Here is a 15622-nt window from a genome sequence, read left to right as displayed (position 1 = left end):
CACGCGCGAGGCGTGCGGCCAAGCCTTACTTGCGCGTGGCCGGCTTCTGCGGCCCGCAGCTGCTGCAGCCGCCGCAGGCGGCATCGACCGCCCTGGCCGGCGGCGCCAGCGCCCTGCCCAGCCGCTGCATCCACGGCGGGCGCCCGTCCCGCAGCAGCGGCAAGGCCAGCGCGGTGCGCGCGCGCCGGGTGGCGTTGGGGAACTGCTTGTGCGCCACGACCCAGGCGCTGACCAGCACGGCCAGCGCGATCACCAGGTACTGCAGCGCCAGCGCCGGTGCCATCAGCCCGCCCCCAGCATGACCGCGACCTGGTAGGTCAGCAGCGAGGCGATGTAGGCCAGCGCGAACAGATAACCGGCCGACACCGCCATGCGCTTCCACGAATTGGTCTCGCGCTTGATGGTGGCCAGCGTGGACAGGCACATGGGCGCGTAGATGTACCAGACCAGCAGCGACAGCGCGGTGGCCAGCGACCAGCCGTCGTGGATCAGCGGCGCCAGCGCCTGCGCCTTGGCATCGTCGTCGCCGGCCGACAGCGCATAGACGGTGGCCAGCGAGGACACGGCGACCTCGCGCGCGGCCAGGCCCGGGATCAGCGCGATGCAGATCTGCCAGTTGAAGCCCAATGGGGCGAACACATAGCTCAGCGCATGGCCGATGCGCCCGGCGAAGCTGTAGTCGATCGGCGGCAGCGTGGCATCGGCCGGCGCGCCGGGGAAGGACAGCAGGAACCACAGCAGCACGGTGAGGGCCAGGATGATGCCGCCCACGCGCTTGAGGAAGATCATCGCGCGCTCGTACAGGCCCAGGGCCAGATCGCGCAGGTGCGGGATGCGGTAGGACGGCAGCTCCAGCAGCAGCGGGTGCTCGCTCTTGTCGCGGCGCCAGCGCTTCATCACCCAGGACACCACCAGCGCGCTGACGATCGCCGCCACGTACAGGCCGAACAGCACCAGCCCCTGCAGGTTGAACACGCCGCCGACCTGACGCTGCGGGATGAAGGCGCCGATCAGCAGCGCGTACACCGGCAGACGCGCCGAGCAGGTCATCAGCGGCGCCACCAGGATGGTGGCCAGGCGATCGCGCGGATCCTGGATCGAGCGCGTCGCCATGATCCCGGGGATGGCGCAGGCGAAGGAGGACAGCAAGGGAATGAACGAGCGTCCGGACAGGCCGGCCTTGGACATCAGCCGGTCCAGCAGGAAGGCCGCGCGCGGCAGGTAGCCGGATTCCTCCAGCGCCAGGATGAAGGCGAACAGGATCAGGATCTGCGGCAGGAACACGATCACCCCGCCCAGGCCGGCGATGATGCCGTCGGTGAGCAGGCTGTTGAGCGGCCCTTCCGGCAGCGCGCCGCCGACCCATTCGCCCAGCCAGGCGGTGCCGGCATCGATGGCGTCCATCAGCGGCGCGGCCCAGGCATAGACCGCCTGGAAGATCAGGAACATCACCACCGCCAGCGCCAGCAGCCCGAACACCGGATGCAGCAGCCAGCGGTCCAGCGTGTCGTCCACGCGCGCGGTGCGGGTGGGCATGCTCACCGCCAGCGACAGCAGGCGGCGCGTCTCGGCGTGCAGGTCGGCGTCCTCGGGCAGCACGTGGCTGGGCAGCTGCGGCTGGGCGGCCATCCGGTCGATCTGCTCCAGCAGCGCCCGCGCGCCGTTGGACTTGACCGCCACGGTCTCCACCACCGGGATGCCCAGCTCGCGCTGCAGCACGTCCAGGTCGATCTGGATGCCGCGCCGGCGCGCGGCGTCGGCCATGTTGATCGCCAGGATCACCGGCAGGCCCAGGCGCAGCACTTCCAGCACGAAGCGCAGGTTGAGGCGCAGATTGGTCGCATCGACCACGCACACCAGCGCGTCCGGACGCGGCTCGCCGGGCAGGAAGCCGCGGCACAGGTCGCGGGTGATCGCCTCGTCCAGGCTGGCGGCGTTGAGGCTGTAGGCACCGGGCAGGTCCAGCAGCGCATAGGTCTGGCCGTTGACGCCGGTGAAGCGGCCTTCCTTGCGCTCGACGGTCACGCCGGCGTAGTTGGCCACCTTCTGCCGGCTGCCGGTCAGCAGGTTGAACAACGCGGTCTTGCCGCAGTTGGGGTTGCCGATCAGCGCCAGGCGCTGCGGCGCGGTGGCCGTGTTCATGCCCCCGCTCCGCGCTCGACGCGCAGGCGCACGCGCGCGGCCTCGGTCCGGCGCAGCGCGAAGCGGGTGAAGCCCACCTGCACCAGCAGCGGATCGGCGCCGATCGGCCCCTGCGCCACGATCTCCACCTGCTCGCCGGCGACGAAGCCCAGCTCGCGCAGACGCCGGGCGATGGTGTCGTTGGGGCCGCGGTCTTCGACCGAATCGACGATGGCCTGGGTGCGCTGGGGCAGATCGGACAACATCACGCGAGCGGGCTCAAATGAAAACAGTTCTCAATAGTACCACCGTGATCAAGACGTGAGGCTGTCTGTCGGGTCACCGGACAGGACGCTGCGGGCCAGCCCGGCGTACGATGCGCACCCCTCACCCAGCGCGTTCACCGCCGATGTCCGCACCGTTCCTGATCCGGCCCATCCAGCCCACCGATGACGCCGCGATGGCGGCGATCATCCGCGCCGTCATGCCGGACTTCGGGGCCTGCGGGCCGGGCTTTGCGATCAACGATCCGGAGGTGGACTGGCTCAGCCGCGCCTATGCGCAGCCGTGCAGCGCCTACTTCGTGGTCGAGGTGGACGGCCAGGTGCTGGGCGGCGGCGGCGTGGCACCGCTGGAGGGCGGCCCGGCCGGGACCTGCGAGCTGCGCAAGATGTACTTCCTGCCCCAGGCGCGCGGGCTGGGCGCCGGCGCGGCGATGATGCGCCAATGCCTGGAGGCCGCGCGTGGCTTCGGCTTCAGCCAGTGCTATATCGAGACCCTGCGCAGCATGGAGGCGGCCATGCGCCTGTACGAGAAGAGCGGCTTCACCCCGCTGCCCGCCCCGCTGGGCGCCACCGGCCACGGCGGCTGCGACCGCTGGTACGCGCTCGCGCTTTGAGCGGCGCTGCCGCGCCGCGGAAGGGCGCGCCGGCGCATGCCATTAGACTTGTCGCCTTTACGCGTTCCGCAGGAGCCTTGCATGCAGCTGTCCGAATCCCGCGCCGTGATCACCGGCGGCGTGTCCGGCCTTGGCCTGGCCACCGCCCAGCGCCTGGTCGCCGCCGGCGGCAAGGTGGTCCTGCTGGACGTCAACGACGAAAAGGGCGAGGCGGCCGTGCAGGCGCTGGGCCGGGCCAACGCGCGCTATCTGCGCACCGACGTCACCGACGAAGGCGTGGTGTCGGCCAGCATCGCCGAGGCGCGCGCCTTCCTGGGCGGGCTGAACGTGGCGGTCAACTGCGCCGGCATCCTCGGCGCCGGCCGCGTACTGGGCAAGGACGGGCCGATGGCGCTGTCCACCTTCCGCAACACGGTGCTGGTCAACCTGGTGGGCAGTTTCAACGTGGCCAAGGCCGCCGCCGAGGCGATGCAGGACAACGCGCCCGGCGAGGACGGCGAGCGCGGGGTGATCGTCAACACCGCCAGCGTGGCCGCCTACGAAGGCCAGATCGGCCAGGCGGCCTACGCCGCGTCCAAGGCCGGCGTGGTCGGCATGACCCTGCCGATGGCGCGCGAACTGGCGCGTTTCGGCGTGCGCGTGGTGACCATCGCGCCGGGCGTGTTCTGGACGCCGATGGTCGACGGCATGCCCGAGGCGGTGCAGCAGTCGCTGGCCGCGTCCATCCCCTTCCCTTCGCGCCTGGGCCAGCCGGCCGAATACGCCGACACCGTCGCCTACATCCTGCAGGCGCGCTACCTAAACGGCGAGACCATCCGCCTGGATGGCGCCACGCGCCTGGCCCCCAAGTAAGGCGGGCGTGAGCCAGGCGCGCGCGGAAAGCCGCTGCAACGCGCCCGCCTTCGCTCACGCCTCGCCGCTCAACGCTCCCCCTCCTCCCACACTCATTTCTTCAATCAGGTCTTCGATCCATGAAAGCTGGTGACATCAAGAAGGGCAACGTCGTCGAATACAACAACGGCGTCTACCAGATCCGCGACATCGAGCGCTCCTCGCCGCAGGGCCGCGGCGGCAACGTGCGCTTCCGTTTCATCATGTACAGCGTGCCGGGCGGCAACAAGCTCGACGCCAGCTTCGATGCCGACGACAACCTGAGCGAGGTCGAACTGCTGCGCCGCCAGGCCACCTTCTCCTACAAAGACGGCGAGGCCTTCGTGTTCCTCGACGACGAGGACTACACTCCCTACACCCTGGACGCGGACGTGCTGGGCGACGACGCCGGCTACATCACCGACGGCCTGACCGGCTGCTATGTGCAGGTGATCGACGAGCAGCCGGTGGCGCTGCAGCTGCCGCAGCACGTCACGCTGGAAGTCATCGAGACCCCGCCCGAGCTCAAGGGCGGCACCGCGACCAAGCGTCCCAAGCCGGCCAAGCTGTCCACCGGCATCGAGATCATGGTGCCCGAGTACATCACCACCGGCGAGCGCATCCTGATCAACACCACCACCGGCGAGTTCGGCGGTCGGGCGGACTGATCCTCGCCGCGCCGGCGCCCGCGAGCGTGCCGGCGCGACGCCTCAGGGCGCGAGCCCGCGCAGGCTGGGCACGCCAGTGTCGCGCTGGAGCCTGCGCAGGCGCTCGCCCAGCGCGGCCAGATTGGCCTGCGTACCGTCGATCTGATCGCGCAGGTCCTGCGGCAACAGCAGGTGCGCGTCATGTTCCAGCGTATCGCGCGCGGCGTGCTGCCGGCCGAGCAACGCGCTGCCCTTGGCCTGCAGGAAGTCGCGCTCGGCCTGTTGCGGCAGGCCGTAGCCGGGCTGGCCCTGCAGCAGCAGCGCGGGCTGGGCGAACAGCCCCTCGTGCTCCAGGAGCTCGCGCAGGCGGGTGCGGCCGGCATCCAGGTCGGCATCGCCTCCCCCGTGCAGGAAGCGACGCTTGAGCGCATCGCGTGCCAGCAGGTCCTGGCGACGGCGCGCGGCCTGTTCCAGCACCAGCAGTGCGGCGCTGGCGCGCAGGTCCGCGCGTTCGATCCATGGCGTACGCCGCTGCGGCGGCTGCGACAGCCAGTCCTCGACCGACTGCGCGGGCAGCCCCAGGCGCGCGCGGGCGATGTCCAGCATCGCCTGGTATTGCGCGCTGGCCGGTGCAAAGTAATAGCCGGCGCGGCCGGCCTGCTCCAGGTCAGCCAGCGCCTGGCCATCGGCGATGCGCGCCTGTTCAAGGCGGCGCAGCAGGCCGTTGGGCGTGATGCCCGACAGCTGCCCGCCCGCATCCAGCGCGGGCACGCCGTCGCGCAGCAGCTTGTAGGTCTCGAACGCGCAGTTGTTGGAGGCGAAGCGGTAGCCGCCGTCGTAGCTCCAATGCACCTGCGCGGCGCGCTGCAGCAGCGCGGCGATCTGCGCGCGCGACAGCGTCAGCGGCACCGAGCGCAGGCCGCGCAGCTGGCCCTGGGTGTAGTCGTCGATCACCTGCAGCATGGGCAGCAGGTACAGGCGCGAGGGATAGCGCCCGGTCAGGCCGCCCCAGCTCGAGATCTGCACATCGTCGATGAAGGCGCGGAACGAGAGCACGCGCTGGTACTGCAGGTCCAGCCGGCAGTCCGGCCCGCGCGGCCGGCCCGGCGCGCAGATCACCAGGCGCAGCATGCTGTGGCCCCAGCGGCTCATCGGCGCGTCGTTGCCGTCGGCCAGCAGGTAGTCAACGGCGTAGACCCGTTCGGGGTCCAGCACCAGCAGCGGCACTGCCGGCCGGTCCTCGAAGAACGCGACGCCCGGCGCGCAGTCGCGGCCGGCCTGCGGCGTCGAGCCCAGCCGCTGGGCGAAATACGCGTCCAGCAGCGGGCGGCGGCAGGCGTAGTCGGCATCGAGGATCCGATGCTCCAGATTGACCGCCACGTATTCCTGCGGCGAGAACAGCTCGTACGCATCGGGCGTGCGGTCGGTGAACGCGTTATGGCGCAGGCGCAGCTTCAGGCGCGGCCAGCTGCCGATCTGCCAGCCGGCCAGATCGAGCAGGCGCGGATCGCGCGAGAAGCCGCCGGCCGCGCTGCGATCCAGCAGGTGCGCCAGTTCGTGGACCAGGGCGGCGCGCGCCGGCGTACGCGCGGCCTCGTCGCTGGCCCGCATCCAGTCGTACAACAAGCTGCGTGGCAGCAGCACCTGGCCGGCGCCGGTCGCACGCCCATGCACAGCCGCGGGCAGGTCGTCGCGCCACTGCACCGGCACGGTGTCCAGCGCCTGGCGCCAGGCGGCCGGCAGGCGCGCCTGCACGTCATCGAACAAGGCCTGCGATGCCGACCGCTCGTCGGCATCCAGCGCGGCAGTATCCAGCTGCAGCTGCAACGCCGCCTGCGCGATCTGCGGCAGGCCGCATCCGAGCAGGCAGAACACCAGCAGCCGAGCGCCCAGCCACCGCGAACGCGGCGGCCGGTCAGGCGGGTTCACAGGGCCAGGATCGCCTGCGCCAGCTGCAGGTCGGAACGCTGACGCGCGTCAGCGTCGCGTTCGCGCAGGCTTCGCAGGGCCGCCTCCAGGCGAGCGCCGCGGATCGCGCCGTCGCTGGCCACGAAGCTGGCCGCGTCCACCCGCGCATCGAGCACCAGCTTGTCGTTGTCTGAAGAGCTGTCCGAGGACGCCGAAGACCCGGCGCTGCCCGCGCTCGAGGTGCCGCCGGCGGCACCGGCCGCCGAACTCATCGCCCAGGCCGGCGCGGCCATTCCCAGCAGCAGGCCCACTACGATCCACTGACGCATCGATCCACTCCACGCATTGAACGGGGCGCCGATGGCGCCCGCGATGCGCAAGGCTACCGCAGCCGCGGCCGGGCGGACCACCGATCCGCAGGCGCTTAGGGATCGAACAGCTTGCCCGGGTTCAGCAGGCCCTGCGGGTCGAGCGCCTTGCGGATGCCGCGCATCAGCGCGATCTCGGCCGGCCCGCGCGTGCTGTCCAGATAGGGCTTCTTGACCAGGCCGATGCCGTGCTCGGCCGAGATGCTGCCGCCATGGGCCTTCAGCGCCTGCGCCAGCAGTTTGGTCACCTGCTCGCAGTCGCGCACGAAGTCCGTTTGCGCCATCTGCTCGGGCTTGAGCACGTTGATGTGCAGGTTGCCGTCGCCGATATGGCCGAACCACACCACCTCGAAATGTGGATAGGCCTGGCCCAGCAGCGCCTGGGTCTGCTCCAGGAAGGCCGGCATCTGCGAGATCCGCACCGACACATCGTTCTTGTACGGCACGTAGGGCGCTAGCGACTCGGTGATCCCCTCGCGCAGGCGCCACAGCTGCTGGGCCTGCGCGTCGGACTGGCTGATGACGCCATCGGCGACCCAGCCGGCCTCCATGCAGGCCTCGAAGGCCGCCATCGCCGCCGCCTCGCTGTCCTCGTCGCCCACGGCGAACTCGGTCACCACGTAATACGGATAGACCTCTTCGAACGGCTTGACCGCGCCATGCGCCAGCACGTGCCTGAGCGCGATGTCGGTGAAGAACTCGAAGGCCTCCAGCCGCAGCCGTTCGCGGAACGCGGCGAATACCTCCATCAGCCCCTCGAAGCTGGTCAGCGCCAACAGCATCACATTGGTCGGCGGCGGCGGATCGGTCAGGCGCAGCGTCGCCTCGACCACGATGCCCAGCGTGCCTTCCGAGCCGATCATCAGCTGGCGCAGGTCGTAGCCGGAGGAGTTCTTGACCAGCGCGCGGTTGAGATCGAGCAGCTCGCCCTGCGCGGTGACCACCTTCAGCCCGGCGATCCATTCGCGGGTGTTGCCGTAGCGGATCACGCGGATGCCGCCGGCGTTGGTGGCGATGTTGCCGCCGATCGAGCACGAACCGCGCGCGGCGAAGTCCACCGGATACTCCAGCCCGTGCTCGCGCGCGGCGTTGTGCACGGCTTCCAGCGGCATGCCGGCCTGCACGGTCAGGGTGCGGTCGACGCGATCGAAGGCCAGCGCCTTGTTCATGCGCTCAAGGCTCAGGACCAGCTCGCCATCGGCCGCCACCGCGCCGCCGGACAGGCCGGTGCGGCCGCCCGAGGGCACCACCCGGACCTGGCGCTGCGCGGCCCAGCGCATCACCGCCTGCACTTCCTCGACGCTGCCCGGCAGGGCGATGGCCAGGGGGTTGGGCGTCCAGCGCCGGGTCCAGTCGCGGCCGTAGTGTTCCAGGTCGCCGGCGTCGGTCTTCAGGCGCAGGTCGGGCACCGCTACGCGCAGCGAATCAAGCAGGGAATCGGTCATGACGGTTGCGCGCGAAACGGCTTGTTTTCAAGGGTGCGCCAGCGTGCCAGCCCTGCAACGCCACGTCCAGATGGCGCGACGGCGTGGCCCGGGCCCAATCTGGCATAGTGGCGCCCCGCTTCGCTCCCCACCCGCTGCCCCCATGTCGAAGAAGACCTCGTTCCCGAAGGAAGACATCCGCGTATTGCTGCTGGAGGGCGTCAGCCAGACCGCGGTGGAGACCTTCAAGGCGGCCGGCTACAGCCAGATCGAGCTCCACTCCAAGTCGCTGCCCGAGGACGAGCTGAAGGCCTGCATCGCCGAGGCCCACATCATCGGCATCCGCTCGCGCACGCAGCTGAGCGCAGAGGTGCTCGGCCACGCGCGGCGCCTGATCGCGGTGGGCTGCTTCTGCATCGGCACCAACCAGGTCGACGTGGAGGCGGCCGAGCTGGCCGGCATCCCGGTGTTCAACGCGCCCTACTCCAACACCCGCAGCGTGGCCGAGCTGGTGATCGCCCAGGCGATCATGCTGATGCGCGGCATCCCGCAGAAGTCGGCCGAATGCCATCGCGGCGGCTGGTCCAAGTCGGCCGCGGGCAGCCACGAGGTGCGCGGCAAGACCCTGGGCATCGTCGGCTACGGCCATATCGGCACCCAGGTCGGCGTGCTGGCCGAGGCGATGGGGATGAAGGTCATCTTCCACGACATCGAGACCAAGCTCTCGCTGGGCAATGCCGCCCCGGCGCTGAGCCTGGAGGACCTGCTGGAACGCGCCGACGTGGTGACCCTGCACGTGCCGGAAACGCCGGCCACCAAGGACATGTTCGGCCCGGCGCAGATCGCCGGCATGAAGCGCGGCGCGCACCTGATCAACGCCTCGCGCGGCACGGTGGTGGATATCGACGCGCTGGCCGAGGCGCTGCGCGCCGGCCAGGTCGGCGGCGCGGCGGTGGACGTGTTCCCGGTCGAGCCCAAGGGCAATGGCGATGCCTTCGTCTCGCCGCTGGCCGGCCTGGACCAGGTGATCCTGACCCCGCACGTGGGTGGCAGCACGCTGGAGGCGCAGGACAACATCGGCGTCGAGGTGGCCGCCAAGCTGGTGCGCTACAGCGACAACGGCAGCACCCTGTCGGCGGTGAACTTCCCCGAGGTCACCCTGCCCGGCCACGAAGGCAGCCGCCGCATCCTGCACATTCACCGCAACGTGCCGGGCGTGTTGTCGCAGATCAACGACGTGTTCCGCAACCAGGGCGTCAACATCGACGGCCAGTTCCTGCGCACCGACCCGCAGGTCGGCTATGTGGTGATCGATGTCACCGCCTCGGAGGAACAGGCGGCGGTGCTGAAGGACGCGATGGCCGCGATCGAGGGCACGCTGCGGGTGCGGGTGCTGTACTGATCCTCGACGAAACCTGATGTGTGGGAGCCGCCAATGGCCAAAAAGGCCACAAGGGCGGCTTCCACCTGTAGAGCGGAGCTTGCTCCGCTGGGGCCTTCCCCCCACGAACCGAACGAAGAGCAGCGGAGCAAGCTCCGCTCTACAACGGACCGCGGCCTGATCTGGGAGACAGTTGCTCCCACAAAAATCAAGGCGCGGTCAGTTGGCGGCTGAGGCCAGCCACTTGCGCGCCATGCGGCTGAGCGAAGGGTCCGGATCGGCGGCGACCTCGGCGATTGGCCGCCAGGCCAGGGCCAGGGATTCCTCGTTGCCGACGAAGGCCTCGCTGCCCAGGGCGCGCACCACGTAGCGCACGTCGAAGTGCCAGTGCCCCGGCACCTCGCCACGCTCGGGGATCCAGTGACGATCCAGATCGAAGATCGCCGCCGCGTCCACAGCCAGGTCGGTCAGGCCGGTCTCCTCCTGCGCCTCCTTCAGCGCGACCGCCGGCAGCGCCTCGTCGCCGTCGGCATGGCCGCCGGGCTGCAGCCAGCGCCGCAGCTTGGCGTGGTGCATCAGCGCCGCGCGCGCACCATCGCCGCTGACCAGCCAGGCCGAGGCCGTGAAATGGGACTCCAGCCGCGCCCGCACGAACGCGTCCGGGTGCGAGAGCAGCGCCAGGAAGTTGGCGACCGCCTCGTGTTCAGCCGGCCAGCGTGCCTGGTAAGCCTGAAGTTGCGCCGTCAGCGCGGCGCGGGAATCGTCGGACATAGGACCTCGCCCCATGCCCGGGCCGGCGACCGGTCGGGCCGCGGCAAGGGCACAAGGTAACTTGTGCAACGGACAGTATGCCGGGTAAGGTTCGGCGATCCCATCCGCGCGCCAAGGGGGCAGCGGATCCCTTTCGCCTTTACCGACCCTGGGGAATTCCGCGATGCTGTTCTGGCGCGTCAAGCCGCTCGACAAGATTCTTGAAACCGCCGAGAAGAAAGCGCTGACGCGCCAGCTCGGTGCCTTCCAGCTGACCATGCTGGGCATCGGCGCGGTGATCGGTACCGGCATCTTCGTGCTGACCGCCGAAGCGGGCCAGAAGGCCGGCCCGGGCATGATGATCGCCTTCGTGATCGCCGCGGTGGTCTGCGGCCTGGCCGCGCTGGCCTATTCCGAACTGGCCTCGATGGTGCCGGTCTCCGGCTCGGCCTACACCTACACCTACGGCGTGCTGGGCGAGCTGATCGCCTGGATCGTGGGCTGGGCGCTGGGCCTGGAATACGGCATCGGCGCTGCGGTGGTGACCGTGGGCTGGTCGGGCTACATGAACGGCCTGCTCGCCAACACGACGCTGTTCGGACTGGTACAGCCCGGCGCGCTGGCGCTGCCACCCGCGCTGCAGACCGGCTTGTTCGCCGGCGGCAGCTTTAACATCCTGGCCTTCGGCATCGCGCTGCTGGTGACCTGGCTGCTGGTGATCGGCACCTCCAAGAGCGCCAAGGTCAACTCGGTGCTGGTCGCGATCAAGATCATCGCGCTGACCCTGTTCATCGTCATGGCGCTGCCGGTGGCGACCTCGCACACGGCCAACTTCACCCCGTTCCTGCCCGGTGGCTGGGGCAGCCCGCTGGGCGGCATCGGCGTGCTCGGCGCGGCCGCGTCGATCTTCTTCGCCTACGTGGGCTTCGATGCGATCTCCACCGCGGCCGAGGAGACCAAGAACCCCAACCGCAACATCCCCATCGGCCTGATCGCCTCGCTGGCGGTGTGCACCATCTTCTATCTGCTGGTGGGCTATGCCGCGGTCGGCGCGGTCGGCGCGCAGCCGATCATGGGCCCGGACGGCGTGCCGCTGGAGCCGGGCAGCCAGGCCTTCGCCGCGGCCTGCAAGGGCTCCGAGGCGCTGGTCTGCAGCCATGAGCCGCTGGCCCACGTGCTGCGCCTGATCGGCTGGCCGAACCTGGGCAACTGGATCGGCGTGGCCGCCATCCTGGCGCTGCCGTCGGTGATCCTGATGATGATGTTCGGCCAGACCCGCATCTTCTTCACCATGTCGCGCGATGGCCTGCTGCCCGAGCGTCTCTCGCGCGTGCATCCGCGCTTCCACACCCCGCACGTGATCACCCTGGCCACCGGCCTGGTGGTGGCCTTCTGCGGTGCGCTGTTCCCGGTGGGCAAGCTGGCCGACACCTCCAACTCCGGCACCCTGCTGGCCTTCGCCATGGTGTCCATCGGCGTGCTGGTGCTGCGCAAGCAGCAGCCCGACCGTCCGCGCCCGTTCCGCACGCCGTTCGCCTGGGTCGTGTGCCCGCTGGCGGTGGCCGGCTGTCTGCTGCTGTTCGTCAACCTGAGCATGGTCGCCAAGGGCGTGTTCGCCGGCTGGGCGGTGCTGGGCCTGATCATCTACACGCTCTACAGCCGCAAGCGCAGCCATCTGGCGCCTGGCAACGAGCAGCACTAAGCAGATCGCGCCGCTTCGTACGACGCACCCCGACAACGGCCGCTAGACGGCCGTTGTTTCTTCCACTCCCCGCACCGGATCCCTCAATGAAGCAGCTGCTCCGCATCAAACATCCCGGCCAGCTCACCCAGGATGCGCAGGACCTGCAGCTGCATCGCACGCTGGGACCGTGGGGCCTGACCGCGCTGGGCATCGGCGCGGTCATCGGCGGCGGCATCTTCGTCATCACCGGCCAGGCCGCCGCGCAGCATGCTGGGCCGGCGATCATGCTGTCCTTCGTGCTGGCCGCGCTGTGCTGCACCTTCTGCGCGCTGGCCTATGCCGAGTTCGCCGCGATGGTGCCGGTGTCCGGCTCGGCCTATACCTACACCTACGCCACGCTGGGCGAGGCGGCGGCCTGGTTCATCGGCTGGATGCTGGTGCTCGAATACGGCGTGTCGGCCTCGGCCGTGGCGGTGAGCTGGACCGGCTATTTCCTCAGCCTGCTCGACCAGTTCGGCATCCATCTGCCGGCGGCGCTGGTCAGCGCACCGCTGGACGGCAAGCTGCAGCCCACCGGCGCCATCGCCAACCTGCCGGCCGCGGCCATCGTGCTGCTGCTGACCTGGCTGTGCTATGTCGGCATCCGCAAGTCCTCGGCCATGAACATGGCCATGGTGGTGCTGAAGACCTGTCTGATCCTGCTGGTCATCTTCGCCGGCTGGAAGTACGTGGACCCGGCCAACTGGCATCCCTTCATCCCCGAGGCGCAGGGCCCGGGCAAGTTCGGCTGGGACGGCGTGGTGCGCGGGGCGGCGATCGTGTTCTTCGCCTACATCGGTTTCGAGGCGGTGTCGGTGGCCGCGCAGGAATCGACCAAGCCGCAGCGCGACCTGCCGGTGGGCATGCTCGCCTCGCTGGTGATCTGCACCGTGCTCTACATCGCCATGGCCGCGGTCATGACCGGCCTGGTGCCTTATTCCATGCTCGGCACCGACGAGCCGGTGGTCACCGCCGTGGCCGCGCATCCCGAGCTGGGCTGGCTGCGCCTGGTGGTGGAGATCGGCGCGCTGATCGGCCTGTCCTCGGTGGTGCTGGTGATGATCATCGGCCAGCCGCGCATCTTCATGATCATGGCCCGCGACGGCCTGCTGCCGACGGTGTTCACCCGCATCCATCCCAAGTACCGCACCCCGCACATCAACACGGTGATCACCGGCATCGGCATCGCGGTGCTGGCGGCGGTGTTCCCGCTGGACGTGCTCGGCGAGCTGACCTCGATGGGCACGCTGATCGCCTTCGCCTCGGTCTGCGCCGGCGTGCTGATCCTGCGCCGCACCCAGCCCCAGCTGCCGCGCCCGTTCCGCATCCCCTTCGCCTGGGCGATCTGCCTGGCCGGCATCGGCAGCTGCCTGCTGTTGCTGTCGACCATGACCGCGCACAACTGGATGCTGATGGTGATCTGGACGGTGATCGGCTTCGTCATCTACGCCGCCTACGGGTTCCGCCACAGTCGGCTGCGCGGCCAGGGCTGACGTCGATCGGTCAAGCCGGCGCGGTAAAATGGCGGCATGAACAGCCTCCCCTTCGATGCCGCGCGCCTGGCCGTGCTGGCCGACGACATCACCGCCAACGTGGCCGAGCTGGCGCGCCTGGGCTGGACCCCGGCCACCAGCAGCAACTTCTCCGAGCGCCTGGACGATCGCCATGCCGCGATCACCGTCTCCGGCGCTGACAAGGGCCGCATGGGCCGCGAGCACATCATGGTCGTGGACCTCGACGGCCGGCCGGTGGCCACCGACAAGCGTCCCTCGGCCGAGACCCTGCTGCACACCCAGCTCTACCGGCGCTTCCCGGAGGTGGGCTGCGTGCTGCACACCCACTCGCTGGTGCAGACCATCGCCTCGCGCCTGTACGCCGGCGCCGGCCATATCCGCCTGGAAGGCTACGAGCTGCTCAAGGCCTTCCACGGCAACAGCACCCACGAGATGGCCATCGACGTGCCGGTGCTGCCCAACACCCAGGACATGACCGTGCTGGCCGCGCAGGTGGATGCGCTGCTGGACCAGGGCCCGCTGTGGGGCTATCTGATCGACGGCCACGGCCTGTACGCCTGGGGCCGCACCATGGCCGAGGCGCGCCGCCACCTGGAGGCGTTCGAGTTCCTGTTCCACTGCGAGCTGGAGCTGCGCAAGCTCGGCGCGCGCGGCTGAATCGCACTGCTGCGTTGCATGGCGGCGACGCTGCCCCTCGCCGCCGCTGCTACCCTTTTCCGCCCGGCCTTCGCCCCCCCTGCCAGGAGCCCGCCATGAGCCGTCTTCGCATCTTCGACCACGCCGATCCGTCCACGCCGCTGTTCGCCAGCTACGACCCGGATTTCATCGCCACCGAGCTCGAGAAGATCGGGGTGCTGTTCGAGCGTTGGCAGGCCTCCAAGCCGATCGAGCCCGGCGCCTCGCCCGAGGCGGTGATGGACGCCTATCGCGCCGACATCGACCGCCTGGTCGCCGAGCGCGGCTTCAAGTCGGTGGACGTGGTCAGCATCGCGCCCGATCACCCGGCGCGTGCCGAGATGCGCACCAAGTTCCTGGACGAGCACTTCCACAAGGAGGACGAGGTGCGCTTCTTCGTCGCCGGCTCGGGATTGTTCACCCTGCATGTGGACGACAAGGTCTACGAGATCGAGTGCGTCAAGGACGACCTGATCGCCGTGCCGGACGGGACCAGGCACTGGTTCGACATGGGCGAGTCGCCCAGCTTCGTGGCGATCCGCTTCTTCACCGAGCCGGACGGCTGGGTCGGCCACTTCACCGGCGAGACCATCGCCGCCAGCTTCCCGCGCTACACCCCGGAGCGGGCTTCCTGATGGGCGTTGTGCAGGCGGTGCTCACCGATATCGAGGGCACGACCAGCAGCATTTCCTTTGTCAAGGACGTGCTGTTTCCGTATGCGCGACGTGCGCTGCCGGGCTTCGTCGCCGCCCACGGCGACGACCCGGACGTGCGCCGCTGGCTGGATGCGGTCAGCGCGGATGCGCCGCAGGCGCAGGACGATGCCGCGCGCGTGGCGGTGCTGCAGGACTGGATCGACGCCGACCGCAAGCACACCGCGCTCAAGGCGCTGCAGGGCATGGTCTGGGAGGCCGGCTACCGCGATGCGGACTTCACCGCGCACATGTATCCGGACGCGGCCCAGGCGCTGCAGGACTGGTATGGCGAGGGCCTGGCGCTGTACGTCTATTCGTCCGGCTCGGTGCCGGCGCAGAAGCTGTTCTTCGGCCATAGCGATGCCGGCGACCTGACGCCGCTGGTGTCGGGCTGGTTCGATACCGAGATCGGCGGCAAGCGCGAGCGCGACAGCTATGCGCGCATCGTCGAGCGCATCGGCGTGGCACCGCGCGAGGTGCTGTTCCTGTCCGACGTGGTGGCCGAGCTGGACGCCGCGCGCGAGGCCGGCCTGCAGACCGTGCTGCTGGACCGGCTGGAGGACTATCCGACCCCGCGCGATGCGGCCGCCTGCAACGGGCATCCGCGGGTGACCTCGTTCGCGCAGATCGAGCCGGCGGCCTGAGCGG

At 69.8% G+C, this 15622-nt stretch carries 16 protein-coding genes; 9 read left to right on the top strand and 7 right to left on the bottom strand.

What is annotated here, in order from left to right; translation table 11 throughout:
- Positions 1-25: 25 nt before the first annotated feature.
- From MWN52_RS08940 to MWN52_RS08930, 3 genes are read right to left on the bottom strand one after another with little or no spacing between them, the layout of a single operon-like run.
- Complete coding sequence (locus MWN52_RS08940; RefSeq protein WP_130519761.1) at positions 26-283, bottom strand: DUF6587 family protein; 258 nt, start codon at positions 281-283, stop codon at positions 26-28.
- Positions 283-2142 (bottom strand): ferrous iron transport protein B, encoded by a 1860-nt coding sequence (feoB, locus tag MWN52_RS08935; protein ID WP_286577523.1) that lies wholly within the window; start codon positions 2140-2142, stop codon positions 283-285. Before feoB ends, MWN52_RS08940 begins: the two co-directional genes overlap by 1 nt.
- Positions 2139-2390: a FeoA family protein gene (locus MWN52_RS08930; protein WP_130519757.1), complete on the bottom strand. Its 252-nt coding sequence runs from the start codon at positions 2388-2390 to the stop codon at positions 2139-2141. The genes feoB and MWN52_RS08930 overlap by 4 nt, the downstream gene beginning before the upstream one ends.
- 140 nt (positions 2391-2530) lie before the next feature.
- On the opposite strand from MWN52_RS08930, the gene MWN52_RS08925 reads away from it, so the two are divergent.
- The 3 genes from MWN52_RS08925 to yeiP all read left to right on the top strand — a co-directional run bounded on the left by MWN52_RS08925 (position 2531) and on the right by yeiP (position 4557).
- A complete protein-coding gene (locus MWN52_RS08925) occupies positions 2531-3019 on the top strand; it encodes a GNAT family N-acetyltransferase (RefSeq protein ID WP_130519755.1) in 489 nt (162 codons plus the stop codon).
- Between the two features lie 81 nt (positions 3020-3100).
- The gene (locus MWN52_RS08920) at positions 3101-3871 is read left to right on the top strand and encodes an SDR family NAD(P)-dependent oxidoreductase (protein ID WP_130522427.1); all 771 of its coding nucleotides are present in this window, start codon (positions 3101-3103) and stop codon (positions 3869-3871) included.
- Positions 3872-3990: 119 nt separating this feature from the next.
- Positions 3991-4557, top strand: coding sequence for an elongation factor P-like protein YeiP (gene yeiP, locus MWN52_RS08915; protein WP_130519751.1), 567 nt, complete (start codon positions 3991-3993; stop codon positions 4555-4557).
- Between the two features lie 42 nt (positions 4558-4599).
- On the opposite strand, the gene MWN52_RS08910 is transcribed toward yeiP, so the two are convergent.
- The 3 genes from MWN52_RS08910 to MWN52_RS08900 form a co-directional block, all read right to left on the bottom strand.
- On the bottom strand, positions 4600-6465 hold the full coding sequence (locus MWN52_RS08910) for a DUF7844 domain-containing protein (RefSeq protein ID WP_345783511.1): 1866 nt from the start codon (positions 6463-6465) through the stop codon (positions 4600-4602).
- Positions 6462-6773: a DUF2388 domain-containing protein gene (locus MWN52_RS08905; RefSeq protein WP_130519749.1), complete on the bottom strand. Its 312-nt coding sequence runs from the start codon at positions 6771-6773 to the stop codon at positions 6462-6464. The genes MWN52_RS08910 and MWN52_RS08905 overlap by 4 nt, the downstream gene beginning before the upstream one ends.
- A 95-nt stretch (positions 6774-6868) precedes the next feature.
- Positions 6869-8257 carry an FAD-binding oxidoreductase gene (locus MWN52_RS08900; protein ID WP_286577522.1) on the bottom strand — a complete coding sequence of 463 codons (1389 nt, stop codon included), beginning with the start codon at positions 8255-8257 and terminating at the stop codon, positions 6869-6871.
- Between the two features lie 142 nt (positions 8258-8399).
- Between MWN52_RS08900 and serA the strand changes: the two genes are divergently transcribed.
- The gene (gene serA / locus MWN52_RS08895) at positions 8400-9638 is read left to right on the top strand and encodes a phosphoglycerate dehydrogenase (RefSeq protein ID WP_286577521.1); all 1239 of its coding nucleotides are present in this window, start codon (positions 8400-8402) and stop codon (positions 9636-9638) included.
- 198 nt (positions 9639-9836) lie between these two features.
- Here the strand turns inward: serA and MWN52_RS08890 are convergent, their stop codons facing one another.
- The gene (locus tag MWN52_RS08890) at positions 9837-10388 is read right to left on the bottom strand and encodes an NUDIX hydrolase (protein ID WP_286577520.1); all 552 of its coding nucleotides are present in this window, start codon (positions 10386-10388) and stop codon (positions 9837-9839) included.
- Positions 10389-10551: 163 nt separating this feature from the next.
- On the opposite strand from MWN52_RS08890, the gene MWN52_RS08885 reads away from it, so the two are divergent.
- The 5 genes from MWN52_RS08885 (at position 10552) to mtnC (ending at position 15618) form a co-directional block, all read left to right on the top strand.
- Positions 10552-12069: an amino acid permease gene (locus MWN52_RS08885; RefSeq protein ID WP_130519742.1), complete on the top strand. Its 1518-nt coding sequence runs from the start codon at positions 10552-10554 to the stop codon at positions 12067-12069.
- A gap of 86 nt (positions 12070-12155) precedes the next feature.
- Positions 12156-13583, top strand: coding sequence for an amino acid permease (locus MWN52_RS08880; RefSeq protein ID WP_130531249.1), 1428 nt, complete (start codon positions 12156-12158; stop codon positions 13581-13583).
- A 36-nt stretch (positions 13584-13619) separates the two neighbouring features.
- The gene (locus MWN52_RS08875; protein ID WP_286577519.1) at positions 13620-14261 is read left to right on the top strand and encodes a methylthioribulose 1-phosphate dehydratase; all 642 of its coding nucleotides are present in this window, start codon (positions 13620-13622) and stop codon (positions 14259-14261) included.
- A gap of 95 nt (positions 14262-14356) precedes the next feature.
- Entirely contained in the window at positions 14357-14914 is a 558-nt protein-coding gene (locus tag MWN52_RS08870; RefSeq protein WP_131660004.1) for a 1,2-dihydroxy-3-keto-5-methylthiopentene dioxygenase, read from the top strand.
- Complete coding sequence (mtnC, locus tag MWN52_RS08865; RefSeq protein ID WP_130522422.1) at positions 14914-15618, top strand: acireductone synthase; 705 nt, start codon at positions 14914-14916, stop codon at positions 15616-15618. The genes MWN52_RS08870 and mtnC overlap by 1 nt, the downstream gene beginning before the upstream one ends.
- The last annotated feature ends 4 nt before the right edge of the window (positions 15619-15622 follow it).

The organism is Pseudoxanthomonas winnipegensis, assembly GCF_030322905.1.
Taxonomy (GTDB): Bacteria; Pseudomonadota; Gammaproteobacteria; order Xanthomonadales; family Xanthomonadaceae; genus Pseudoxanthomonas_A; species Pseudoxanthomonas_A winnipegensis.
The sequence above is the reverse complement of the archived record's forward strand: the minus strand, read 5'-3'. Positions and strand labels throughout refer to the sequence as shown.